Annotated in this window: 26 protein-coding genes, 2 tRNA genes and 1 pseudogene; 21 read left to right on the top strand and 8 right to left on the bottom strand. The window is 60.3% G+C overall.

Annotated features, from left to right (window positions below; genetic code table 11):
* Positions 1 to 15: 15 nt before the first annotated feature.
* Both LOY50_RS01855 and LOY50_RS01850 read left to right on the top strand, forming a co-directional pair.
* Entirely contained in the window at positions 16 to 1,332 is a 1,317-nt protein-coding gene (locus tag LOY50_RS01855) for a S41 family peptidase (RefSeq protein ID WP_214510940.1), read from the top strand.
* 1 nt (position 1,333) lies between these two features.
* Positions 1,334 to 2,113, top strand: a complete 780-nt coding sequence (locus LOY50_RS01850; protein WP_258690202.1) for a divergent polysaccharide deacetylase family protein — start codon at positions 1,334 to 1,336, stop codon at positions 2,111 to 2,113.
* A gap of 147 nt (positions 2,114 to 2,260) precedes the next feature.
* Here LOY50_RS01850 and LOY50_RS01845 read toward each other — a convergent pair whose 3' ends face one another.
* The 7 genes from LOY50_RS01845 to LOY50_RS01815 all read right to left on the bottom strand — a co-directional run bounded on the left by LOY50_RS01845 (position 2,261) and on the right by LOY50_RS01815 (position 8,057).
* A complete protein-coding gene (locus tag LOY50_RS01845) occupies positions 2,261 to 3,007 on the bottom strand; it encodes an ABC transporter substrate-binding protein (protein ID WP_253471009.1) in 747 nt (248 codons plus the stop codon).
* A 63-nt stretch (positions 3,008 to 3,070) separates the two neighbouring features.
* Complete coding sequence (gene hisF, locus LOY50_RS01840; RefSeq protein WP_003196830.1) at positions 3,071 to 3,841, bottom strand: imidazole glycerol phosphate synthase subunit HisF; 771 nt, start codon at positions 3,839 to 3,841, stop codon at positions 3,071 to 3,073.
* 9 nt (positions 3,842 to 3,850) lie between these two features.
* A complete protein-coding gene (gene hisA / locus LOY50_RS01835) occupies positions 3,851 to 4,588 on the bottom strand; it encodes a 1-(5-phosphoribosyl)-5-[(5-phosphoribosylamino)methylideneamino]imidazole-4-carboxamide isomerase (protein ID WP_003196828.1) in 738 nt (245 codons plus the stop codon).
* Positions 4,589 to 4,630: 42 nt separating this feature from the next.
* Positions 4,631 to 4,885: a DUF2164 domain-containing protein gene (locus tag LOY50_RS01830; protein ID WP_258690201.1), complete on the bottom strand. Its 255-nt coding sequence runs from the start codon at positions 4,883 to 4,885 to the stop codon at positions 4,631 to 4,633.
* Positions 4,885 to 5,523: an imidazole glycerol phosphate synthase subunit HisH gene (hisH, locus tag LOY50_RS01825; protein ID WP_253471006.1), complete on the bottom strand. Its 639-nt coding sequence runs from the start codon at positions 5,521 to 5,523 to the stop codon at positions 4,885 to 4,887. Before hisH ends, LOY50_RS01830 begins: the two co-directional genes overlap by 1 nt.
* Entirely contained in the window at positions 5,523 to 6,116 is a 594-nt protein-coding gene (hisB, locus tag LOY50_RS01820) for an imidazoleglycerol-phosphate dehydratase HisB (protein ID WP_003186751.1), read from the bottom strand. The genes hisH and hisB overlap by 1 nt, the downstream gene beginning before the upstream one ends.
* A gap of 279 nt (positions 6,117 to 6,395) precedes the next feature.
* On the bottom strand, positions 6,396 to 8,057 hold the full coding sequence (locus LOY50_RS01815; RefSeq protein WP_258690200.1) for an OFA family MFS transporter: 1,662 nt from the start codon (positions 8,055 to 8,057) through the stop codon (positions 6,396 to 6,398).
* 262 nt (positions 8,058 to 8,319) lie between these two features.
* On the opposite strand from LOY50_RS01815, the gene panM reads away from it, so the two are divergent.
* The 10 genes and pseudogenes from panM (at position 8,320) to LOY50_RS01765 (ending at position 15,468) form a co-directional block, all read left to right on the top strand.
* Positions 8,320 to 8,718 carry an aspartate 1-decarboxylase autocleavage activator PanM gene (gene panM, locus LOY50_RS01810; protein ID WP_253471003.1) on the top strand — a complete coding sequence of 133 codons (399 nt, stop codon included), beginning with the start codon at positions 8,320 to 8,322 and terminating at the stop codon, positions 8,716 to 8,718.
* A 184-nt stretch (positions 8,719 to 8,902) separates the two neighbouring features.
* Positions 8,903 to 11,134 (top strand): AsmA family protein, encoded by a 2,232-nt coding sequence (locus LOY50_RS01805; RefSeq protein ID WP_258690199.1) that lies wholly within the window; start codon positions 8,903 to 8,905, stop codon positions 11,132 to 11,134.
* Positions 11,131 to 12,198, top strand: a complete 1,068-nt coding sequence (gene mutY, locus LOY50_RS01800; protein WP_003196816.1) for an A/G-specific adenine glycosylase — start codon at positions 11,131 to 11,133, stop codon at positions 12,196 to 12,198. Before LOY50_RS01805 ends, mutY begins: the two co-directional genes overlap by 4 nt.
* The gene (locus LOY50_RS01795) at positions 12,195 to 12,467 is read left to right on the top strand and encodes an oxidative damage protection protein (protein ID WP_003196814.1); all 273 of its coding nucleotides are present in this window, start codon (positions 12,195 to 12,197) and stop codon (positions 12,465 to 12,467) included. Before mutY ends, LOY50_RS01795 begins: the two co-directional genes overlap by 4 nt.
* Positions 12,468 to 12,569: 102 nt before the next feature.
* Positions 12,570 to 12,645, top strand: a tRNA-Phe gene (locus LOY50_RS01790).
* A gap of 116 nt (positions 12,646 to 12,761) precedes the next feature.
* Positions 12,762 to 13,091, top strand: coding sequence for a DHCW motif cupin fold protein (locus LOY50_RS01785; protein WP_014336091.1), 330 nt, complete (start codon positions 12,762 to 12,764; stop codon positions 13,089 to 13,091).
* 61 nt (positions 13,092 to 13,152) lie between these two features.
* Positions 13,153 to 13,560: a hypothetical protein gene (locus LOY50_RS01780; protein WP_014336090.1), complete on the top strand. Its 408-nt coding sequence runs from the start codon at positions 13,153 to 13,155 to the stop codon at positions 13,558 to 13,560.
* Between the two features lie 221 nt (positions 13,561 to 13,781).
* Entirely contained in the window at positions 13,782 to 14,831 is a 1,050-nt protein-coding gene (locus LOY50_RS01775) for a YhcG family protein (protein WP_258690198.1), read from the top strand.
* Positions 14,832 to 14,838: 7 nt separating this feature from the next.
* A pseudogene (locus LOY50_RS01770) lies at positions 14,839 to 14,981 on the top strand (ATP-binding protein); the annotation flags it as partial.
* A gap of 40 nt (positions 14,982 to 15,021) precedes the next feature.
* Positions 15,022 to 15,468, top strand: a complete 447-nt coding sequence (locus LOY50_RS01765; protein ID WP_018606342.1) for a hypothetical protein — start codon at positions 15,022 to 15,024, stop codon at positions 15,466 to 15,468.
* Between the two features lie 9 nt (positions 15,469 to 15,477).
* On the opposite strand, the gene LOY50_RS01760 is transcribed toward LOY50_RS01765, so the two are convergent.
* Entirely contained in the window at positions 15,478 to 15,927 is a 450-nt protein-coding gene (locus tag LOY50_RS01760) for a carboxypeptidase regulatory-like domain-containing protein (RefSeq protein WP_253470993.1), read from the bottom strand.
* A gap of 394 nt (positions 15,928 to 16,321) precedes the next feature.
* Here LOY50_RS01760 and LOY50_RS01755 point away from each other — a divergent pair, with 394 nt between their 5' ends.
* The 9 genes from LOY50_RS01755 (at position 16,322) to LOY50_RS01715 (ending at position 24,139) form a co-directional block, all read left to right on the top strand.
* Entirely contained in the window at positions 16,322 to 16,822 is a 501-nt protein-coding gene (locus LOY50_RS01755) for a hypothetical protein (RefSeq protein ID WP_253470991.1), read from the top strand.
* Positions 16,823 to 17,123: 301 nt separating this feature from the next.
* A complete protein-coding gene (locus LOY50_RS01750) occupies positions 17,124 to 17,897 on the top strand; it encodes an ABC transporter ATP-binding protein (RefSeq protein WP_253470989.1) in 774 nt (257 codons plus the stop codon).
* Positions 17,898 to 17,910: 13 nt separating this feature from the next.
* The gene (locus LOY50_RS01745; protein WP_214510951.1) at positions 17,911 to 18,666 is read left to right on the top strand and encodes an ABC transporter substrate-binding protein; all 756 of its coding nucleotides are present in this window, start codon (positions 17,911 to 17,913) and stop codon (positions 18,664 to 18,666) included.
* Positions 18,667 to 18,744: 78 nt separating this feature from the next.
* Complete coding sequence (locus tag LOY50_RS01740; RefSeq protein ID WP_109751966.1) at positions 18,745 to 19,440, top strand: ABC transporter permease; 696 nt, start codon at positions 18,745 to 18,747, stop codon at positions 19,438 to 19,440.
* Positions 19,437 to 20,126, top strand: a complete 690-nt coding sequence (locus tag LOY50_RS01735; RefSeq protein ID WP_253470988.1) for an ABC transporter permease — start codon at positions 19,437 to 19,439, stop codon at positions 20,124 to 20,126. The genes LOY50_RS01740 and LOY50_RS01735 overlap by 4 nt, the downstream gene beginning before the upstream one ends.
* A complete protein-coding gene (locus tag LOY50_RS01730) occupies positions 20,107 to 21,339 on the top strand; it encodes an SAM-dependent methyltransferase (protein WP_258690197.1) in 1,233 nt (410 codons plus the stop codon). Before LOY50_RS01735 ends, LOY50_RS01730 begins: the two co-directional genes overlap by 20 nt.
* Before the next feature lie 331 nt (positions 21,340 to 21,670).
* Positions 21,671 to 22,495, top strand: a complete 825-nt coding sequence (locus LOY50_RS01725; protein ID WP_258690196.1) for an FkbM family methyltransferase — start codon at positions 21,671 to 21,673, stop codon at positions 22,493 to 22,495.
* Positions 22,496 to 22,570: 75 nt separating this feature from the next.
* Positions 22,571 to 22,646: transfer RNA gene (locus LOY50_RS01720), tRNA-Thr, on the top strand.
* Positions 22,647 to 22,810: 164 nt separating this feature from the next.
* Positions 22,811 to 24,139 carry a phage integrase central domain-containing protein gene (locus tag LOY50_RS01715; RefSeq protein ID WP_258690195.1) on the top strand — a complete coding sequence of 443 codons (1,329 nt, stop codon included), beginning with the start codon at positions 22,811 to 22,813 and terminating at the stop codon, positions 24,137 to 24,139.
* Positions 24,140 to 24,543 lie beyond the last annotated feature (404 nt).

Here is a 24,543-nt window from a genome sequence, read left to right as displayed (position 1 = left end):
AGGAGTTCGTTCGACATGCTGCATTTGTCCCGCCTTACCTCGCTGGCCCTGACGATCGCCCTGGTGATCGGTGCGCCCCTGGCTTTCGCCGCCGAACCGGCCCCGTCGGCACCCGCCGCCACAGCCGCGACCACCAAGGCCCCGCTGCCGCTGGACGAACTGCGCACCTTTGCCGAGGTCATGGACCGGATCAAGGCCGCCTATGTCGAACCGGTGGACGACAAAGTACTGCTGGAGAACGCCATCAAAGGCATGCTCAGCAACCTAGACCCGCACTCGGCCTACCTGGGGCCGGACGACTTTGCCGAACTGCAGGAAAGCACCAGCGGCGAATTCGGCGGCCTGGGCATCGAGGTCGGCAGCGAAGACGGTTTCGTCAAAGTGGTTTCGCCGATCGACGACACCCCTGCTTCCAAGGCCGGCATCCAGGCCGGCGACTTCATCGTCAAGATCAATGGCCAGCCGACGCGCGGCCAGAGCATGACCGAAGCCGTGGACAAGATGCGCGGCAAGATCGGCCAGAAGATCACCCTGACCCTGGTGCGCGACGGTGGCACGCCGTTCGACGTGACCCTCACGCGAGCGGTCATCCAGGTCAAGAGTGTGAAGAGCCAACTGCTGGAGTCAGGCTACGGTTACATCCGCATCACCCAATTCCAGGTCAAGACCGGCGAAGAAGTCGCCAAAGCCCTGGCCAAGATGCGCAAGGACAACGGCAAGAAGCTCAACGGCCTGGTCCTGGACCTGCGCAACAACCCCGGCGGCGTGCTGCAATCGGCGGTGGAAGTGGTGGATCACTTCATCACCAAGGGCCTGATCGTCTACACCAAGGGCCGCATCGCCAATTCCGAGCTGCGCTTCTCGGCCACCGGCAACGACCTGAGCGAAGCCGTGCCATTGGTGGTGCTGATCAACGGCGGCAGCGCCTCGGCATCGGAAATCGTCGCCGGCGCCCTGCAAGACCAGAAGCGCGGCGTGGTCATGGGCACCACCAGTTTCGGCAAGGGCTCGGTGCAGACCGTCTTGCCACTGAACAACGACCGCGCCCTGAAAATCACCACCGCGCTGTACTTCACGCCCAATGGTCGCTCGATCCAGGCCCAGGGCATCGTCCCGGACATCGAGGTGCGCAAGGCCAAGATCACCAACGAGCAGGACAGCGAATACTTCAAGGAAGCCGACCTGCAAGGTCACCTGGGCAATGGCAACGGCGGCGCCGACAAACCGACCGGTTCAGGCGGCAAGGCCAAGCCAATGCCGCAGGATGACGACTACCAGTTGGCCCAGGCCCTGAGCCTGCTCAAAGGGTTGAACATCACGTCCGGCCGCTGAGATGGGCCTGCGTTTCACCTTCGTCCTGCTGTGCCTGCTGGCGGGAGCCGTTAACGCGGCGCCCGCCACGCCCTCTTCGCCGCACAAGGCCTACCTGAGCCTGATCATCGACGACCTGGGGCAAAACCTGCCCCGGGATCGCCGGGTACTGGCCCTCCCCGGCCCGGTCACCACCGCGATCATGCCAGACACGCCCCACGCCGCCGAATTCGCCCGCGAAGCCCATCGCGCCGGCAAACTGGTCATGCTGCACATGCCCATGGACCCGGCCACCGGGCCGTTCGCCTGGCATCCGGAGCTGCCCATCGAAGAACTGGGCAAGCGCCTCGACGCCGCGTTCGCTGCCGTGCCTTATACCAGCGGGATCAACAACCACATGGGCAGCCGCATGACTGCCCAGCCCCAGGCCATGGCGTGGCTGATGGCGAACTTGCAGCAGCGACACAAGTTCTTCGTCGACAGCCGCACCAGCGCCCAGACCGTCGCCGCCGCCGAGGCGCAGAAGATCGGCCTCGCCAGCGTGTCGCGGGACGTGTTCCTGGACGACGAGCGCACCGAAGCCGCCATCGCCCACCAGCTCCAGACCGCCATTGACCTGGCCCGCCGGCAAGGCTCGGCCGTGATGATCGGCCACCCCTACCCACAGACCCTGGCAGTGCTCGAACGCGAGCTACCCAAGCTCAAGGCCCAGGGCATCGAATGGATCGACATCAAGTCGATGATCAGCCTGCGCAGCAATCGGGCGATGGGCGGGCATGGGAAGGATGGGGTTTATCGGTAGCGGCTCGTCGCCTTCATCGCGAGCAAGCTCGCTCCCACAGTGGTTCTGCATCGGGCACAAGATTTGTATTCACAGCAGATCCCTTGTGGGAGCGAGCTTGCTCCGGGCGGCGATCCGACGATGGCGGCGGCACAGCCTGCACAGCGCTCAGAGATACCGCGCCATAATCGCATCCACCGTGCCTTCCTTGCGCAGTTCATCCAGGGCCTTTTGAAGCCGGGCAACCACGTCGTCAGGCACGTCTTTGTTCAAGGCCAGGTACAGCTCGGCACTGTTGAAGCGCAGCACGGTCTTGAGATCGTTCACCCCTTCCTGACGCGCCAGGTAACGCCCGGCAGGGTCGCCAGTGGCCCACAGGTCGATCTGACCGTTGACCAATTTCCGGGCGTTGTCCTGATCGCGCAACACGACAATCGGGTTCAGCCCCTGCTTGGCCAATGTCTCGGCAATCGCGTCGCCCTTGTAGGCTCCGACCTTGTATTGGCGCGCCTGCTCCAGCGAGCCTAGGGCGATCTTGCTGTCGGCCTTGGCGAGCATGATCCAATCATCCGGACCGATGGGGCCAACCCATTTGAAAAGCTTTTCACGCTCCGGCAACCGCGCCATGACAAACACACCGTAGCCAGGGTTTTCCAGGGCGAGTTTGTAGATCCGTTCCCAGGGGAAACGCAGCGTCAGGCTGTAGGAGATATCGGCACGCTTGAAGACTTCGCGGACGATGTCCACGGCAATGCCATGGATGTTCTCGTCCTGGGCGAAGTTCTTGCCGTTCTTGGCCATGTTGTACGGTGGGAAGTTTTCCGTCAGCAACACCAGCGATGTATCAGCGGCGCGGACGGTGCCTGCGAGCAACAGCGTGGCACCGGCAAAGGCAAGAACGAGGCGTTTGAGCATGTCGGGCTACCGCAATCCATGGTGTGCCCAAGAGTGCCTTGGGCCCGCCATGGTGTCCAGCGATCAGCGAATGCAGATACCGCGATGCGCCATGTAGGCCTTGGCTTCCGGCACGGTGTATTCGCCAAAGTGGAAAATGCTCGCCGCCAGCACCGCGCTGGCATGGCCTTCCAGGATGCCGTCGGCCAGGTGCTGCAGGTTGCCGACGCCGCCGGAAGCGATCACCGGAATGCCCAGGGCATCGCTGATGGCGCGAGTGACGCCGAGGTCGAAGCCATTCTTCATGCCGTCCTGGTCCATGCTGGTCAGCAGGATTTCCCCGGCACCCAGGCCTTCCATCTTCTTCGCCCACTCGACGGCGTCCAGGCCCGTAGGCTTGCGCCCACCGTGGGTGAAGATTTCCCAGCGCGGGGTTTCGCCCGGGCCGGAGACCTTCTTCGCATCGATGGCCACGACGATGCACTGCGAACCGAAGTGCTGGGCCGCCTCACCGACGAACTCCGGGTTGAACACCGCCGCGGTGTTGATCGACACCTTGTCGGCACCGGCATTGAGCAGGTTGCGGATGTCCTGCACGGTGCGCACGCCACCGCCCACGGTCAGCGGGATGAACACCTGGCTGGCCATGCGCTCGACGGTATGGAGCGTGGTATCGCGGCCATCGACGCTGGCCGTGATGTCGAGGAAAGTAATCTCGTCCGCACCCTGTTCGTCGTAGCGACGGGCGATTTCCACCGGGTCGCCGGCATCACGGATGTTCTCGAACTTGACACCCTTGACCACCCGGCCGTTGTCCACGTCCAGGCAAGGGATGATGCGTTTGGCCAGCGCCATGGTGAGTCCTCAGCCTTTATAGGTATCGCAGAAGGCCTGGGCCTCGGCGACATCCAGGGTGCCTTCGTAGATCGCGCGACCGGTGATCGCACCGATGATGCCCGGCGCCTTGGCGTCGAGCAGTGCCTTGATGTCACCCAGGTTGTGGATGCCACCGGAAGCAATGACCGGGATCTTCGTCGCGGCAGCCAGGGCGGCGGTGAACGGGACATTGCAGCCCTGCATCATGCCGTCTTTGGCGATGTCGGTGTAGACGATGGCAGACACGCCGTCGGCTTCGAAACGCTTGGCCAGGTCGATCACCTGTACGGTACTGACTTCAGCCCAACCGTCGGTGGCGACGAAACCGTCTTTTGCGTCCAGGCCAACGATGACCTTGCCCGGGAAGGCGCGGCACGCTTCAGCAACGAACTCGGGCTCTTTCACGGCCTTGGTGCCGATGATCACGTAACTCACGCCGGCCTTGACGTAATGTTCGATGGTTTCCAGCGAGCGAATGCCGCCGCCGATCTGGATCGGCAGGTTCGGGTAGCGCTTGGCAATGGCCGTGACCACTTCGCCATTGACCGGTTGCCCTTCGAAGGCGCCGTTCAGATCGACCAGATGCAGGCGACGGCAGCCGCCCTCCACCCACTTGGCGGCCATGCTCACCGGGTCATCGGAAAACACCGTGGAGTCTTCCATGCGGCCCTGACGCAGACGTACGCAAGCGCCGTCCTTGAGATCGATAGCGGGGATAATCAGCATCTGGCAAACCTTCAAATACGAATATTCAGCTTGGCTCGAAAATCAGTTTTTCTCGAGCGCCCACAAGTCGCTTTCAATGCTTTCGAACCTTTCTTTAAGGTGCGTCTGCACATCGAAAATCGCCCTGTTGTAATAGTGCGGAGCAATTTCGCGGGTAAACAGATCAAGAATTTCCGCCGCTTCGAACAAACCCAGGTCCAGCTCGAAACGGTCCTCCATGAACCGCTGGATCTTGCGGTTCGCTTCACTCTCCTGCTCGGGCGTGAGGGTGAGGATCGGCGGCTTCTTGCGGGCCATTACCAGCGCCCGTCCCACGCGGCGAAGTTCTGCAACAGCTGCAGGCCATGGGTATGGCTCTTCTCCGGGTGGAACTGCACGGCGAAGCGCGAACCATCGGCCAGGGCGGCGGCGAAATCGACGCCATAGTGACCGCCACCCACCACCTGCCGCGCATTGCCGGCGGCGATGTAGTAGCTGTGCACGAAGTAGAAGCGCGCCAGGTCCGGGATGTTGTGCCACAGCGGGTGATCCACCGTCTGCTTCACTTCGTTCCAGCCCATGTGCGGGACTTTCAGGTGCTCGCCGTCTTCATGCAGGCCCTTGCCGAAAAACTTCACCTGGCCTGGAAACATGGAGATGCAATCGACGCCGTCGTTCTCTTCGCTGCGCTCGAGCAAGGCTTGCATGCCCACGCAGATGCCAAGGAACGGACGGTCCTGGCTGACTTCGTGCACCAGCTTGTCGAAGCCCAGGCGACGGATCTCGGCCATGCAATCGCGAATCGCACCGACGCCGGGGAACACCACCCGGTCAGCTTCGCGAATCACGTCGGCATCGCTGGTGATCAGCACCTTGCCAGCGCCCACGTGCTCGAGGGCCTTGGCCACCGAGTGCAGGTTGCCCATGCCGTAGTCGATTACCGCGACCGTCTGCATTACAGGACGCCCTTGGTGGAAGGCATCTGGCCGGCCATGCGGTCATCGAGCTCGACAGCCATGCGCAGGGCACGGCCGAAAGCCTTGAACACGGTTTCGATCTGGTGGTGGGTGTTGTGCCCGCGCAGGTTGTCGATGTGCAAGGTCACGTTGGCGTGGTTGACGAAGCCCTGGAAGAATTCCTGGAACAGGTCAACGTCGAAGCCGCCGACGGTGGCACGGGTATACGGCACATGCATCTGCAGGCCCGGACGGCCGGAGAAGTCGATGACCACACGCGACAGCGCCTCATCGAGCGGCACGTAGGCATGGCCGTAGCGACGGATGCCCTTCTTGTCGCCGATGGCTTTGGTAAAGGCCTGGCCCAAGGTGATACCGACGTCTTCCACCGTGTGGTGGTCGTCGATATGCAGGTCGCCCTTGCTGACGATGTCCAGGTCGATCAGCCCGTGACGGGCGATCTGGTCCAGCATGTGCTCAAGAAAAGGCACGCCGATATCAAACCGGGCCTTTCCGGTGCCATCCAGGTTGATCGAGGCTTTGATCTGGGTTTCCAGAGTGTCGCGCTCGACAGACGCCTTACGTTCGGCCATCACCAGCTCCGCAAAATCATTGGGCGAAAAAGGCAGCCATTATAGGGGCGCGAGCGGCAAACAGAAACACAAGAGGTGACATCACTGACGGGCTGAATCCCGGGCTGTCGGTGATAGACATGTCCATACAAGTCTTTGCCATCACCCAAAACGACTGTGGGAGCGAGCTCGCTCGCGATAGCGGTGGGCCAGCCGACCATGATGTCGACTGACACACCCTCATCGCGAGCAAGCTCGCTCCCACAAAGGTTGCCCTACCGGATGGTCAGGGCAACGGTCTTAATGGAACAACACCGCCGTCTTCTGCAGGGTCACCCACACACCCCACGCCAACGGAATGCCCACCACCAGCCAGGCGGCGATCGCCAGGGGCTTGGTGCCCGGCGCGGCTTTCCACTCCAGCGAAGTGGTGCTGTCGGCGCCCTTGTCATGGCCCAGCGCCTGTTCGGCGGCCAGTTCGGCGTCGGTCATGAAGTACTTGTCGGCGACCGGGCGGACCAGCAGATTGCACAGGAAGCCCAGCACCAGCAGGCCGGCGAGGATATACAAGGTGATGTCATAGGCCGCGGCACGTTCAACGCCGATGCTCAGCTGATATTCACGCAGGTAGTTCACCAGTACCGGACCCAGCACGCCTGCCGCCGCCCATGCGGTCAACAGGCGACCGTGGATCGCGCCGACCATTTGCGTACCGAACAGGTCCGCCAGGTAGGCCGGCACGGTGGCGAAACCGCCGCCGTACATCGACAGGATGATGCAGAACGCCGCCACGAACAGCGCGACGCTGCCCAGGTGACCCAGGTTCGGGATCAGTGCGTACAGGGCAAAGCCCAGGGCGAAGAACACGAAATAGGTGTTTTTGCGACCCAGGTAATCCGAGAAGGATGCCCAGAAGAACCGGCCGCCGATGTTGAACAGGCTCAGCAGACCGGTGAAACCAGCCGCGATGGCTGCGATCTGGCCCAGTTGCGCGGCATCCAGCTGACCGAAAGGCAGGTCATTGCCGAGCAACTTGCCGCCGAACACTTCCTGCAACAGTGGCGAAGCCATGCCCAGGATGCCGATACCGGCGGATACGTTCAGGCACAGCACCAGCCATACCAGACGGAACTGCGGGGTTTTCCAGGCCACGTTCACGTGAACGTGGCGATGGGTGATCATCGCGTTCGCGGCTTTCTTCGGTGCCGGGGTCCAGCCTTCAGGCTTCCAGCCGGTTGGCGGAACGCGATACGACAGAGCGCCACCGATCATGAACACGAAGTAGATCGCGGCCATGACCAGGAAGCTCTGCCATACGCCCACGCCGGCTGGCGAAGCGAAATGGCTCATCAGCGCCGCAGCCAGTGGAGCACCGACCATCGCACCACCGCCGAACCCCATGATCGCCATGCCGGTGGCCATGCCGCGTTTGTCCGGGAACCACTTGATCAGGGTCGACACCGGGGAGATATAGCCCAGCCCCAGGCCGATACCGCCGATCACGCCAGAACCGAGCCACATCAGCCAGATCTGGTGGGTATAGATACCCAGCGCGGAAATCACCAGGCCACCGCACCAGCACAACGCCGATACAACACCGGCCTTGCGTGGCCCGGCGTGTTCCAGCCAGCCGCCCCAGATGGCTGCCGAGCAACCCAGGAAGATGAAGAACAGGGTGTAGATCCAACCGAGCATCGAGATCGGCCAGTCGCATTGGGACGAAAAGACTTGCGAGATGAAGCTCATATCCGGTGCACAGGCCACAGGCTTGGTGATACCCAAGGCTTTGGACAGTGGCAGCCAGAACACCGAGAAGCCGTAGGCCATGCCGATGCAGAGGTGAATAGCCAGTGCGGCCGGTGGAACCAGCCACCGGTTGAAACCGGGCTTGGCGATGATGCGCTCCTTGGAGAGGAACGCAGGCTGGTCGGCGACGCCGCCGGCCGTGATGCTCGTGCTCATTTGTGTATCCCCCAGTTATTAGAATGGTTCGCCAGTCACGCATCACCGTCAGCCTTCATTGCACGCAGGCATGACTGTATTTTCTGGTAAAGCTCCATATTAGTGCGACATTACGCCGCAGAAAGACGGGCGAACGGGCAAAGGTTACCATTTGATCGTTACAGAAAAGTCAAAGTGATATCACCTTTTTCGTTTCATCTGTCTTATCGCGCCATTGCTGACTTTCTATAGGGCGTGAACCGTTTATTTTTCAGGAATCTGTATGCCCATCGTCGTCGAGCACCTGAACGAAGCCACCTGCCAAGACCAGCAGGACCTGCAGAAAATCTACCGGGATGCCCCGGCCTGGCTGTTCGAACCGTTTAGCGATGCCACGCAACTGATCGAGCAATGTCTCGAGGAAGGCTCGCTGATCGCGGCACGCTTCAATGACCGACTGCTCGGTGCAGCACGCCTGCAACGGCACCAGAACGCCTGGCGCTTGTCCCACCTGTGCGTACGAAACGTTACCCGTCGCCGTGGCGTGGCTGAACGGCTGGTGAGCGAAGCCCGACGAATGGCCGCGCTAAACGATGCCGAGCTGCACTTGTTGGCCCCGACCGGGCATCTGCAAGCCCAGGCGCTGGCGGCCAAGCTGGGACTGATGCTGGTCCAGGATTAGAAACCACTGTGGGAGCGAGCTTGCTCGCGATGGCGGTCGCACACTCGACACCTTCATGGACTGTCACACCGTTATCGCGAGCAAGCTCGCTCCCACAGTGGATTTGCGGTCCCAACGCACCACCACCAACCCACAGCGTTATACTCCCGGCTAAATTTTGAACTCAACCTACAAGGATTCGCCCATGAAAGCGTTCGGCAAAATCCTGGGTCTGGTACTTCTCGGGCTGTTGCTGATCATTGTGGCCCTGGGCTTTGCCCTGACCCACCTGTTCGATCCCAACGACTACAAAGAAGAGATCCGCCAGATAGCCCGCGACAAGGCCCACATCGAGCTGACCCTCAATGGCGACATCGGCTGGAGCCTGTTTCCGTGGCTGGGCCTTGAGTTGCACGACGCCAGCGTCGCTACCTTGGCCAGTCCGACCCAGCCTTTCGCTGACCTGCAGATGCTCGGCCTTTCGGTCCGGGTGATACCGCTGCTGCGCCGGGAAGTACAAATGAGCGATGTGCGGGTCGAAGGCCTGAACCTGCGGCTCAATCGTGACAAGAACGGGCACGGCAACTGGGAAGACATCGGCAAGGTGCCGGCCTCTGCGTCGACGGCGAACGCGCCGGCCACCGTGCCGGCCGAACAACCGACCCCGCCCGTCAGCACCCCGGCAGAAAAACCTGCCCAGCCGACCCGACTGGATATCGACAGTCTGACCGTGAACAACGCCCGGGTCGAATACACCGACGAGCAGACCGGCAAGCTGTTCACGGCCGAGAGCATCCAACTGAGCACCGGCCCGGTCCACGACTCCACCAACATTCCGGTCACCCTGACCGCATTCCTGTCCAGTAACCAGCCAGCCGTACGCGTACGCACCGAAGTGACGGGTGAACTGCGCTTCGAACGTGCCTTGAAGCGCTACAAGTTCGAAGACCTGAAACTGTCCGGCGAAGCCACTGGCGACCCCTTGCAGGGCAAGACCCTGAACTTCGCCGCCCAAGGCCAATTGTTCCTGGACAAAGCCGCAAACGTCGCCGAATGGACCGGCATCAAACTGTCGCTCAATCAACTGCGAGCCCTGGGTGAACTGAAGGTCAACGACCTCGACAAGACCCCGCAATTGAATGGCGGCGTGTCCATCGCCCAGTTCGACTTGGCGAAGTTCGTCGACAGCGTCGGCCAGAAACTCCCCGCCATGGCCGAAGGCAGCCTGAGCAAGGTCGAGCTGTCCAGCCGCATTGCCGGTACGCCAACGAGTGTCGAGTTCAACGACATCAACCTGAAAGTGGACGACAGCAACTTCAGCGGTCGCATCGCCGTGGAAGACTTCGCCAAGCAATCCCTGCGCGCGCAGCTCAAGGCCGACACGTTCAACGTCGACCGCTACCTGGCGCCAAAGTCCGCCGAAGCCGACAGTTCCAAGGCGGCCCGTGAGGCCGAAGTCAGCAACACCGAAGCCAGCGCCATGGCCGGTGCCGGCAGTACACCGCTGCCAAGCACCCCGACCCAGGGTGCCTGGAGTAACGATCGACTGTTTCCAGTGGAACGCCTGAGCAAGCTGGACCTCGATGCTGACCTGACCTTCGGGCAACTGACCCTCGATAAACTGCCAATCCAGAACGCTGCGCTCAAGGCCACCGGCCGAGGCGGCCTGCTGACCCTGGAGAACCTGCGAGGCGACCTGTACAGCGGCAACTTCGAAACCAAGGGCACCCTGGACGTGCGCCAGCCCACGCCACAGTTGAGCCTGCAAACGCGCATCAATCGGGTCCCTGCCGAGAAGATCATCGAAAGCCAAGGCAAGAATCCGCCGGTCACAGGCCTGGTCACCGTCAACAGCGCGATCACCGCCAGCGGCAATAGCCAGAAAGCCCTGATCGACAGCCTCAACGGCACCGCCGGGTTCGTCATCAACGATGGCGTGCTGCTCAATGCCAACCTCGAACAGCAATTGTGCAAAGGCATCGCCACCCTCAATCGCAAGACCCTCAGCGGCGAACCCCGGGGCAAGGACACGCCGTTCCAGCAACTCAACGGCAATCTGACCTTCAACAATGGCGTCGCCAACAACCCGGACCTGAAAGTCCGCATCCCCGGCATGATCGCCAACGGCAACGGCGACATCGACCTGCGAGTGTTGGGCATGGACTATCGCGTCGGCATCATCGTCGAAGGCGACAAGAGCGATATGCCAGACCCGGCCTGCCAGGTCAACGAGCGCTACGTCGACATCGAATGGCCATTGCGCTGCCGCGGCCCGCTCGAACTGGGCGCCAAGGCCTGCCGCCTGGACAACGATGGGCTGGGCAAGGTCGCGGCGAAACTGGCCGGCGACCGTCTCGGCGACAAGATCGATGAGAAACTGGGCGACAAGGTCAGCCCCGAACTCAAAGATGCGCTCAAGGGGCTGTTCAAGCGATGAGAGCCGAACAGTTTTCCACCGCCGTACTGGACTGGTTCGACCGCCACGGGCGCCACGATTTGCCCTGGCAACAAGCCATCTCGCCCTATCGGGTGTGGGTCTCGGAAATCATGTTGCAGCAGACCCAGGTCAGTACCGTGCTCAACTACTTCGACCGGTTCATGGCCTCGCTGCCCACCGTTCAAGCCCTGGCCGCCGCGCCGGAAGACGAAGTGCTGCATCTGTGGACCGGGCTGGGCTATTACACCCGTGCGCGCAACTTGCAGAAAACCGCGAAAATCGTCGTAGAACAGTACGGCGGCGAATTTCCCCGGGACGTGGAAAAACTCACCGAGTTGCCGGGGATCGGCCTGTCCACCGCCGGCGCCATCGCCAGCATCAGCATGGGCCTGCGGGCGCCGATCCTCGATGGCAACGTCAAGCGGGTACTGGCGCGCTTCACCGCCCAGGAAGGCTACCCAGGCGAACCCAAGGTTGCGAAACAGCTGTGGGCCACCGCCGAGCGCTTCACGCCACAGGACCGCGTCAACGCCTACACCCAAGCGATGATGGACCTGGGCGCCACGCTCTGTACCCGCAGCAAGCCCAGTTGCCTGCTCTGCCCGCTGAAGCAAGGCTGCGAGGCCCACATGCTGGGCCTGGAAACCCGCTACCCGATTCCCAAGCCTCGCAAGGAAGTGCCCAAGAAGCGCACCTTGATGCCGATGCTGGCGAACCACGAGGGCGCGATCCTGCTTTACCGTCGCCCTTCCACGGGGCTGTGGGGCGGTCTGTGGAGCCTGCCGGAACTCGACGACCTCGACGACCTGCAGCATCTGGCCCTGCAACACTCGCTGGAATTGGGCAGCCAACAAGAAATGCCAAGCCTGGTGCACACCTTCAGCCACTTCCAGTTGGCGATCGAACCCTGGCTGGTCCGGGTCCGGGAAACCGGCCATCACGTGGCCGAGGCCGACTGGCTCTGGTATAACCTCGCCACCCCGCCGCGCCTGGGCCTTGCCGCCCCGGTCAAAACCTTGCTCGAACGCGCGGCCGCCGTAATGAACGCAGGAGAGTTGCAATGACCCGCACCATCATGTGCCGCAAGTACAAAGAAGAACTGGAAGGCCTGGAACGTGCACCGTTCCCGGGTGCCAAGGGCCAGGACATCTACGATCACGTCTCGGCCAAGGCCTGGGCCGACTGGCAGAAACACCAGACCCTGCTGATCAATGAAAAACGCCTGAACATGATGAACGCTGAAGATCGCAAATACCTTCAGGGCGAGATGGACAAGTACTTTTCCGGCGAGGATTACGCCAAGGCCGAAGGCTACGTACCGCCGTCCGAATAAGCTGTTCCGCGTGGGGGCGGATCGTAAGCGACGGTAATAATTAAATATTTTTTGAAAACGTGCTTGACGCCCCCCTGAAAAACCCGTTTAATGCGCCCCGTTGCCCAGATAGCTCAGTCGGTAGAGCAGGGGATTGAAAATCCCCGTGTCGGCGGTTCGATTCCGTCTCTGGGCACCAAATACCGAAAACCCCGATCAAGAAATTGATCGGGGTTTTTTATTGCCCGGGATTTTCTTCCTCCATCTTGTCGACTCAGCTACATTCGTCCGCTCCCCTCCAGCAAACGAGTCGACATGGACATCACCGGCATCCCCTTTGGCACCACCGATTGGTCAACCATCGAGCCCACCGAACACAAAGGTGTCACTGGAACCGCGTATTGGCGCACCCAGCAGTTCGGGAACATTCGCGTGCGGATGGTGGAATATACGCCGGGGTACCTGGCCGACCATTGGTGCACCAAGGGCCACATCCTGTTTTGCCTCAAGGGCGAGCTCAATACTGAACTCGAAGATGGCCGGCAATTCTTGCTCAAGCCCGGCATGAGCTACCAGGTCGCCGACCAGGCCGAGCCCCATCGCTCCTCCACTTCATCGGGGGCTACGCTCTTCATAGTGGATTGAGATTCGAAGCGTGCGCTTTGAAGCTGTAGGATAGATGGCCTTATCCATCAGGAATCCGACCATGTCATCGGCGAACAAACAGCAGAAGCGCAGCCAGCGCGCCAAGGCGAAAGCCAAGCAGAACCGTACTAAGCGTGCTGCTGCGCCGAACGATTTCCTCGACCCGAACGACGAGCGCATCGACCTGGAAACCGTGGACCTATCGGACATGTTCCGACTCATGGGCGCAGCCGAAAAGATCAGCCAGCAGGCCATGTGCATCGCCTTCCTGGGGCATCCACTGCTGGAGCTGGTGCTAGAGCAGGAAGGTGAGGAAGAAGCGACCGACTTCATCTTTACCGCATTGATCGAATACCGCCGCTTGACCACCGGTGTGGATGAGCAGACCGCGCTGGATTGGGTGGAAAGCAAGCAATTCCAGGCCGATTATGTGGCTGCATCCCAGGCACTGGCGCAAGGTAAGGTCTGACTGTCACCCGCCAAGCGCTTTGTGGCGAAGGGCTTCGCCGTGACTGACAGGCAGCGGGAGTAGTTCCTACAGGCCAAGGTCAACCAACATGGGGCGGCGTCATACCCGTCCTGCGTCAATCAGCCATTTTTCCTCCCGAGCAATCAGCCCCGTCCGGCATCATCGAAACGTCGCCTGAAGCATCCTTGCGGTCTGCCCCCTCTCAATGGCTGGATACTGCGATGACGCCACTGCTGCCTCAAGACGACCCACAGCTCGCCCCCTTGATCAACGAACTCGGCGAGCTGATTCGCCAGGCACGGCAGAAGGTCCTGCGTGCCGTCGATACGCTCCAGGTACAAACCTGCTGGCAGATCGGCCGGCATATCATCGAGTTCGAACAGGGCGGCGCCGAACGGGCGGCCTATGGGGCACGGCTGCTGCCGTCGCTGGCGAAAGTGCTGACGGCACGGTTCGGGAAGGGATTTGATGAACGCAACCTACGGCACATGCGAGACTTTTATCAGAAATTCCCAATTTGGAACGCAGTGCGTACCGAATTGAGCTGGACGCATTACCGCACGCTTTTGCGAGTAGAACACGACACCGCCCGTCATTGGTACATGAACGAAGTGGCCATCCAAAACTGGTCCACCCGCGCCCTGGAACGCCAGATCGGCAGTTTCTATTACGAACGCCTGCTGGCCAGCCGCGACAGGCCGGCGGTGGAGCAGGAAGCCATCACCCGTATCAAGGAGATGAACCTCGGCCCCCGGGACATCGTCAGGGATCCGGTGGTTCTGGAATTCCTCGGCCTGCCCAACGCCGGCTCGCTACTGGAAACGGACCTGGAGCAGGCCTTGATCGACCAGCTACAGGGTTTCCTTCTCGAACTGGGCAAGGGCTTCGCCTTCGTTGCCCGTCAGCAACGCATCAGCACCGACAGCAAAGACTTCTACCTCGACCTGGTCTTCTACAACTACCTGCTCAAGTGCTTTGTGATCGTCGACCTCAAGCGCGGCGAACTGAGCCACCAGGACATCGGGCAAATGGATATGTATGTGCGCCTCTACGACGAGCTGAAACGCGGCCCCGATGACAAACCTACCGTCGGCATCATTCTCTGCGCGCGCAAAGACGATTCGGTGGTGCGTTATTCCGTGTTGCAGGGCAATGAACAGTTGTTCGCCAGCCAATACCAATTGCTGCTGCCCACGGAGGAAGAGCTGCGCAACGAGCTGGATCGCGAACGGGCGCGACTTGAGGAGGCGCGATCAGGCGCAGCGACTTGAAGAAATGAAAGCCGACCGCAACCCGAACGGCACCGGGCTGGGGCTGTACATTTTCAAGGGGATTGTCCAGGCTCATGGCGGTAAACTGCACGCCGAAAGCCAACCAGGCCGGGCAGCGAATTCCGCTTTACCGTGTCGAAAGTCGACTGAGCCGGGCACCGTCCCCTAACGAATTGGAAACCGAAGCCCAATGGCCTCACTGAACAAACAGCAAAAACGCGCCAAGCGCGCCAAAGACAAAGCCAAGCAGATCCGCATGACCGGGCGCAAATCGATCCCGATGTATGGCGACCCGGCCCACGCCACCGCCCAGCCGCCGGTCTACGTGCTGGAACTGTTCGCCAAACTGCGCGAAGCCGAGGCCATCAGCCGCAGTGAAATGCTCGATACGCTGCTCGCATCCCTGAGCGTGATGATCAATGAGCGCCCAGGCCTGCTCGACCTGAAAAACGCCGAAAACGAAAGCATGGCGGCGACCAACCTGGCCGCCGACATGCTGGTGGACTACCGCATGTGGGTCGATGAAATGGACCGCGAGACCGCCCAGCGCTGGCTCAGTACACCGGAGTTCATCAAGGACTTCAGCGAGGCGCTGGACCGCTACCGCCAGACCCTGGAAGAACCCGCCAGCGAATAAGCCGCTCGGCTATTCGTCACTGTTCCAATGGAACACCAGGTTGCGCGCGGCCCCACTGCCTACCTCAGCAGTGTCGCGCCGCGCCTCACCATTGCGCGTCGCCACCACGCTGTACTTGCCCGGCGGCAGTTGCACATAAACCAGCGGCCCGGCCTCAGTCAGCGTCAGCAGTGTTTGCCCCGACGCCTTCTGGATGACGACCTCCACATCCGGGATGTATTTGTTTTCCGGACCAACCGAGAATGTCATGTGCAAGTTGTAACCCTGGGCCTGTCCAATGGCCCGTGCTTCGTCCTCGCCGATACCGCCGGACAGGTAGGTGATGCCGTTCTGCTGCAGTGGCTGGACCTGAACACCTGTGTTGTCGATGGGCGCGAGGTTGGTGGCGTTGAGCACAACGGGAAACAGCAGGACGCTGATGGCAACGAAGGGCAATACAAAGTAATGAATGAGCTTCATGGCGAGGACTCCAGGTTCTGGAAACAACTCACATGAGTTCTTTTTAGAGCGCAGTTGCGCACTGAGGTTTAGATCGATTGGAATTAAGGAATAGGACGAGATCGGTATATCTATGGACCTATCTCTCACTAATCCTATGCTTCCATCTCGAATTCACCCTTGATGCCAACCCCCGGACTGCGCATCGAGGATTGGACCACTGTGACGACGCCGGGGTTGTAACTTCAGTGGCTTGAAGTTAAAAAAAGCTCCATCGAGCCCCTGTGGGAGTGAGCTTGCTCACGATGAGGCCATCAACTTCACATCTGCGTTGGCTTCTCTACCGCTATCGCGAGCAAGCTCGCTCCCACAGGTTTCATGGCTACTTTTTTCAACGAATAACGGAACCACACCCATGGCCTCCGCGAACAAGCAACAAAAACGCGCCAAGCGTGCAAAAGCAAAAGCCAAGCAACTGCGCGTCAGTCGTACAAAGCCTGCTGCCGTCACGTTTGATCTTCCCGAGTACGACGATCCGTACTTCCTGGATGCCTTGCAAGACGAATTCGCAGAACCTCCCAGAGACTTCTTGTCGCTGTTTTATGAGATGCAAAACTCCGAAGAAGAGACGGGACGCATCGACATGATGGTCACGATGCTCGGATTACTCCTTGCGATGACGAATGAACAGCCCGAGCTTCTGGATAGCGAAAATGCCGAAAGCGAAGCCATGGCAGCCCAAAGACTAGCCGAAAATACGCTGATCGCTTACCGAAGATGGGCTGACGATATCGATCAGGAAGCAGCGGAACATTGGCTTCACAGCCCTGAAGTGCAGGCGGATTTCGAAACTGCACGAGCCAGCTTCAAAGAGGTTCTCAAAATACTGTGGGATCTCGAGGACGCTCCCGAATAACCCAACAGACTTTTGATTGCCGCAACGCTCATCCGGTTAACCCTTCCAACCCCCGCCCAAAGCTGGCACCATCGCGCCTTTTTTTACGCGACTCCCCGGACTTTTTACCGGTAAACCAGGTTCAAACGGCCGTTCGGTTGTTGATGGCGCGACAGACTGCTGTGCCGATGCGACAACCTGCCGCACATCACCGGTTTACCGCCCGTAGCGCTGTTGGCGGCCATTCGGACGCATGCTAGCTTGGCCGCCTCGCCAAGGAAGGCAGCCAACAGCAAGGGAGCACATACCATGAGGACCGCACATGGCCCAGGCCACGCCCGCGCTTGAAATCCGCAACCTGCACAAACGCTACGGACAGCTGGAGGTGCTCAAAGGCGTCTCGCTGACCGCCCGCGACGGCGATGTGATCTCGATCCTCGGATCCTCCGGGTCCGGCAAATCCACATTCCTGCGCTGCATCAACCTGCTGGAAAACCCCAACCAGGGCCAGATCCTGGTGGCCGGCGAAGAGCTCAGGCTCAAGGCCGCAAAGAACGGTGAACTGGTGGCCGCCGACGGCAAACAGATCAACCGCCTGCGCAGCGAGATCGGTTTTGTCTTCCAGAACTTCAACCTTTGGCCGCACATGAGCGTGCTCGATAACATCATCGAAGCGCCGCGCCGGGTGCTTGGCCAAAGCAAGGCCGAAGCCGTCGAAGTGGCCGAAGCCCTGCTGGCCAAGGTCGGTATCGCCGACAAGCGCCACGCCTACCCGGCCGAACTGTCTGGCGGCCAGCAACAACGCGCCGCCATCGCCCGCACACTGGCGATGCAGCCCAAGGTGATTCTGTTCGACGAACCCACCTCCGCCCTTGACCCGGAAATGGTTCAGGAAGTACTTAGTGTGATCCGCGCCCTGGCCGAAGAAGGTCGCACCATGCTGCTGGTCACCCATGAAATGGGCTTCGCCCGTCAGGTTTCCAGCGAAGTCGTGTTTCTTCATCAAGGCCTGGTCGAGGAGCAAGGATCGCCACAGCAGGTCTTCGAGAACCCGCTTTCGGCGCGCTGCAAACAATTCATGTCCAGCAACCGCTAACGGAGCAGTACAGATGCAGACCTACAAGAAATTCCTCCTGGCCGCAGTTGCCGGCCTGGTCTTTTCGGCCAATGCCATGGCGGCGGAAAAGCTGAAGATGGGCATCGAAGCGGCCTATCCGCCGTTCAACAACAAGGACGCCAGCGGCCAGGTCGTAGGATTCGATAAAGACATCGGCGACGCCCTGTGCGCCAAGATGAAAGTCGAGTGCGAAGTGGTCACTTCAGACTGGGACGGCATCATTCCCGCCCTGTTGGCCCAGAAGTTCGACTTCCTGATTTCTTCACTGTCGGTCAATGACGAGCGCAAGCAAGCCGTGGACTTCACCGACCCGTACTACTCCAACAAATTGCAATTCATCGCACCGAAAAACGTCGATTTCAAAGTCGATAAAGAGTCTCTCAAGGGCAAGGTCATCGGGGCACAGCGCTCTACCCTCGCCGGCACCTGGCTGGAAGACGAACTGGGCAGCGATATCACCGCCAAGCTCTACGACACCCAGGAAAACGCCTACCTGGACCTGACCTCCGGTCGCGTCGACGCGATCCTGGCGGACAAATACGTGAACTACGACTGGCTGAAAACCGACGCTGGCCGTGCTTACGAATTCAAGGGCGACCCGGTGGTGGAAGGCGACAAGATCGCCATGGCGGTGCGCAAGGGTAACGACGAACTGCGCAACAAGCTGAACGCCGCCCTCAAGGAAATCATTGCCGACGGCACCTATAAAAAGATCAACGACAAGTACTTCCCGTTCAGCATCTATTGATACTGACGTGCCTGGCCGGCGCTGTTCCCTGGCAGCACCGGCCCTTAGCAAAGCCTGCCGCGATATGAACTCTTACCCATGATGATCGATCTCTACGGATTCGGCCCGGCGCTTGCCGCCGGCGCGCTGATGACCGTCAAACTGGCGCTCACGGCCCTCTGCCTGGGACTGGTGCTCGGCCTGCTCGGCGCCTTGGCCAAGACCTCGCCGTACAAGCCGCTGCAATGGCTGGGCGGCACTTATTCAACACTGGTTCGCGGCATCCCGGAATTGCTCTGGGTGCTATTGATCTATTTCGGCACCGTTAACCTGATGCGGGCCTTGGGTGAGTACTTCGGCAATCCCGACCTTGCCCTCAACGCCTTCGCCGCCGGGGTCATTGCCCTGGGCCTGTGCTTTGGCGCCTACGCCACGGAAGTGTTTCGCGGCGCGATCCTGGCGATTCCCAAGGGCCATCGCGAGGCCGGCGTCGCCCTGGGCCTGTCGAAGTGGCGGATCTTCACCCGGTTGATCATGCCGCAGATGTGGCGCATTGCCCTGCCCGGCCTGGGCAACCTGTTCATGATCCTGATGAAGGACACCGCGCTGGTCTCGGTGATCGGCCTGGAAGAGATCATGCGCCATGCGCAAATCGGCGTGACCGTGTCCAAGCAACCGTTCACCTTCTATATGGTCGCAGCCTTCATGTACCTGGGGCTGACGGTGTTCGCCATGATCGGCATGCACCTGCTGGAACGACGCGCCGCCCGTGGATTTACCAGGAGCACCCAATGAACTGGGACGTCATCATCAAATGGCTGCCGAAGCTGGCCCAGGGCGCGACACTGACCCTGGAGCTGGTGGCCATCGCCGTGATCGCCGGGCTGCTGCTGGCGATTCCGCTGGGCATCGCCCGTTCTTCACGTCTGTGGCAAGTGCGGGCATTGCCCTATGCCTACATCTTCTTTTTCCGTGGCACGCCGCTGTTGGTCCAACTGTTCTTGGTCTACTACGGCCTGGCGCAATTCGATGCCGTGCGCAGCAGCGCGATGTGGCCGTACCTGCGGGATCCGTTCTGGTGCGCCACGGCCACCATGACCCTGCACACCGCCGCCTACATCGCCGAGATTCTGCGCGGCGCGATCCAGGCCATCCCAAAGGGCGAGATCGAAGCCGCACGGGCCCTGGGCATGTCGCGGCCCAAGGCGCTGCTCTACATCATGCTGCCCCGCGCCGCACGCATCGGCCTGCCGGCCTACAGCAACGAAGTGATCCTGATGCTCAAGGCCAGTGCCCTGGCGAGTACCGTGACCTTGCTGGAACTCACCGGCATGGCCCGCACCATCATTGCCCGGACCTATATGCCGGTGGAGATCTTCTTCGCGGCCGGCATGTTCTACCTATTGATGTCCTTCGTCCTGGTGCAAGGTTTCAAGCAACTGGAACGCTGGTTGCGCGTCGATGCCTGCCAAGGTCGCTGACAGCGACATTCTGACGGGCGAGGCACTGCTCGCCCGCTTCACGGCGCTGGACGTTTTTCTCACAGCGCACCAGGCACTGTGGAAACCGCGTCCGTTCACCCACCTGCAATTGCCTTGGGAAACGTCCCACCCGGAATTGGCCCGATGGCTACGCCAGCGTTCGCTGGAAGCTGCGGAAAACGACCATCATCAGCCGTGGTTGATGGAAGACGCGCCAGCGCCATTCCCGGAATTGGTCGCTATCTCCCGTGCATTGAGCGTTATCGCAGAATTGCCGGCCAGCACACTCCAGGCACCAAACCATCGCCTCAACGTCGACGTGCCCGGACGCAAATGGCAGCAGATCGAAGCCTTCGCCAGCCGCTTGCACTTCACCACCCAGCCGACTCACTGGCTCGATTGGTGCGCCGGCAAAGGCCACCTCGGTCGACGCCTGCTGCACGGTGAGCAGCAACTGACCTGCCTGGAATACGACCCCGCACTGGTCGCCAGCGGCCAACAACTGAGCCTGCGCCATCACCTGCCCGCCACGCACCTGCAACAAGACGTGCTGGCGGCGGACGCAACCCAGGCACTTCATCCCGAACACACCCCCGTAGCTTTGCACGCCTGCGGCGACCTGCATGTACGCTTGATGCAGCTCGCCAGCGCCGTTGGTTGTGCACAACTGGCTATCGCGCCGTGCTGTTACAACCGCATCAGCAGCGAGCGTTATCAGGCACTGTCCGACGCCGCCAAGGGATCTGCCCTACAGCTGTCGCTCGACGATCTCAGCCTGCCGCAGACCGAAACCGTCACTGCTGGCGCCCGCGTCAGAAGACAACGGGACCACTCCATGGCCTGGCGCCTGGGCTTCGATTTGCTGCAACGGCAAATCAGAGGGTGCGACGACTACTTGCCCACGCCATCATTGCCTACCGTTTGGTTGGAAAAATCCTTCGCCCAGTACTGCATCGATCTGGCGGCCCTGAAAGACTTATCCACAGTCGGCACGCCTGATTGGGTTGCCTTGGAAGCAGCGGGCCATCAACGCTTGGCCGAAGTGCGCAACCTGGAGTTGTTGCGAGGCCTTTTCCGGCGACCGCTGGAGCTTTGGCTGGTACTGGATCGGGCGCTTTTCCTCACGCAAAAGGGCTACGAAGTTCGCCTCGGCACCTTCTGCGAAACGCCACTGACGCCACGCAATCTGCTGTTGCTGGCAGAGCGTTACTGAGACGAAACAGCCTGTGGATAACTCTGTTGATGAAATAAACTCGAATTCAAGAAAACCGTGATTTCCTGACCGAATGAGCATTGGTCATTTTTTGTTCACATGGATAAAAAACCATGAAAACAGGCATTTGCGACGAAACGCGACCGCGGTCACAAAATCGCGAAGTAACCTGCGTCTCATCCTGTCCGTTGTGCATAAGCGTCTAAGCAAAACGACATAACCGCCGAATTCAGTGCTGCCCCGCGCCAGTAATTGCGTCCACCGCGCCCGTGCTATACAACAGCCCCACGTATCGTGATTGACACAATGCCGACACACTCAAGGACTGGCCGTGACGTTCATTTCCTACGCACAAAACTTCGAAGACATACGCCTGTGGCGCGCCCTTCAATCGGTAGAAAACGGCTTTTACCTCGACGTCGGCGCCAACCATCCGACCGATGATTCGGTCACCCGAGCCTTTTACGACCGCGGCTGGCGCGGCATCAACATCGAACCGGTGCGGGCCTACTACGACGCCCTCTGCCAACAACGCCCCCACGACACCAACCTGCAATGCGTGGCCGGCGAAAACGCCGAAAGCCTGACCTTCTACACCATCGCCGACACAGGCCTGTCCACGGTGGAAGCCAGCGTCGCCCAACAACACCGCGACGCCGGCATGGACGTGCGCAACCAGACCGTCCAATCCCGCACCCTGGCCTCCATCTGCGAGCAATACGCCCAGGATCGTCCCATCCACTTCCTGAAAATCGACGTCGAAGGCCACGAAGAAACCGTGCTGCGCGGCATGGACTTAAGCCGCTGGCGCCCCTGGATCATCCTCGTCGAAACCCCGTGGGCCCGCGACCAAACCTGGGAAACCCTCATCACTGATGCCGGCTACCAATCCATCCTGTTCGACGGCATCAACACCTACTACCTCGCCGAAGAACACCTGGCCCTCAAACCCGCCTTCGACATCCCCCCGTGCAACCTCGACGGCTTCCAACTCTGCAAAGGCCACAAATTCAGCCACCCCATCGACGACGCAGACCAACAGCTCAGCGCCGCCCTGCAACGCGCCGAACAGGCCGAAGCCCAACTCCACGCCATGCAAAACAGCCGCACCTGGCGCGCCCTGAACAAACTGCGCAACCTGCTGCACCGCGCTTGAGCCGGACCTGCGCAAAAATAGTCAGAATTCAGGGGTTTACAGAACGCACCCAATCGCTATAATCGTCGCCCACACGCCGGTATAGCTCAGTTGGTAGAGCAACTGACTTGTAATCAGTAGGTCCCGGGTTCGACTCCTGGTGCCGGCACCACATTAGGCTCCATTGCATTCCACCGAATACTCTGGAAGCCCCGAAAACCCGCCCTTTGGCGGGTTTTTTCGTTCCAAGACCCTCTGTCGGGATCCAACAAAATCCCCCTTCCCCGAGGGTATGTTAGGGGTACTGCGATTTCCCGGTAAGGAGCGCGTACCCCTATGCCACGTCTAGCGATCCCCCTCAGCGACCTGCAATGCCGCACGGCCAAAACCCGCGAACGCGCCTACAAACTGTTCGACGGCGGAGGCATGTACCTTTTCGTCAAACCCAATGGCGTGAAGACCTGGCGCTTGAAGTACACCAAGCCCAGCGGCAAGGAAGGTACGCTCATCATCGGCAATTACCCCATCGTTACCCTTTCCGTCGCACGACGTAAGCGAGACGAAGCCAAGGCGTTGCTGCTAGACAACCTCGATCCAATGGAAGAAAAGAAGAAGGCCAAGATCGTAGCCCAGCGGGCGGCACTGCTTTTCGAAACCGTTGCTCTGGAGTGGCACGCCGACATGTCCCGTCGCTGGACCGAAGGACACGCAAAAACCGTGATGAGCCGACTGCGTACCCACGTCTTCCCGCTGATCGGCCAACGACCCATCGCTGAACTCGATACCCATGACCTGCTAGAGATCACCCAGCGCATCAAGGAACGCGGCACCATGGATGTGGCGTTAAGGGTACAGAACTACTTATCCACCATCATGCGCGGGGCCAAAAGAGCCCGGCAGATCAGCATGAATCCTGCACTGGATCTGGCAGGCTCGATTCACGCGCCACGTACAGTTCATCGCCCAGCCCTATCCCTCAACCGCCTACCCGAACTGCTACACCGTATCGACAACTACAACGGCCGCGAGCTGACGCGCCTTGCTGTGCTGCTGACTTTGCATGTATTCGTCCGCTCCAGCGAACTGCGCTTCGCTCGATGGAGTGAGTTCGACCTTCAACGCGCCATGTGGGAAATCCCCGATACTCGCGCACCGATTGAAGGGGTACGCAACTCCACACGTGGGACCAAGATGAACGGCGACATTCAAATGGTTCCGCTATCGCCGCAGGTCATCGAAATACTGGAGCGCCTGCGCAGCCTCAGTCGCTTTTCAGAGTTAGTGCTACCGGGCGACCACAAGTACTGGAAGCCCATGTCCGAGAACACGGTGAATACCATGCTCCGCAACGTCGGCTATGACACCAGCAAGGATGTGTGCGGCCACGGCTTCAGGACCATGGCCTGTAGCGCCCTCCTGGAGTCCGGGTTATGGACCGACGCAGCCATCGAAAGACAAATGAGCCACAAGGAACGCAACCGCGTGCGCGCCGCGTATATCCACAAAGCTGAATTTCTGGAGCAGCGCCGGCTGATCATGGCGTGGTGGAGCAACTACATTGATGCCAATCGCAGCGGCCATGTAACGCCTCACGAATTCGCTCACCCAGTCGGCAACAACATCACCGCCCTACAAAATAGCCGTGGCGCATCCAAACGTGGGTAAGCCTTTGAGATCACCGCAGCCCGCCCTTCCATGCGGGTCCATCCAAGCGGGGCTGCAAAGCCGCCCTGCTTGGATGGACCTCACTTAAAAAATCTAAAGCCCACGCAACTGTCTGTGGAAAACCATAGATTTCCACCGGTGGATAATTTCATCCACAGCCGCAGAATTCCCGAAAATTCGAGCCTTGACCCAAATTATCCACAGGCGTAGAAAAGATCGGGCAAAGCGCTGTCGTTGACAGCAACCCAGGTAGCCAGAACCTTTGAGGCTACGCCACAGCGTGGTGGTTCTCCCAAAGTGCGATTAGCGTCCGGCGGCTCGCACGGTCACAGCGATGTGATGGATGCCTGCTTTTAACAGTGTGCCCATTGCGGCAACTCACCCCCTTTCATAGCTGCCCTGCA

Origin of the sequence: Pseudomonas sp. B21-010 (assembly GCF_024749325.1) — a bacterium.
In the GTDB taxonomy this organism is placed as follows: Bacteria; Pseudomonadota; Gammaproteobacteria; order Pseudomonadales; family Pseudomonadaceae; genus Aquipseudomonas; species Aquipseudomonas kilonensis.
This window is presented reverse-complemented; position numbering and strand designations above follow the sequence as displayed.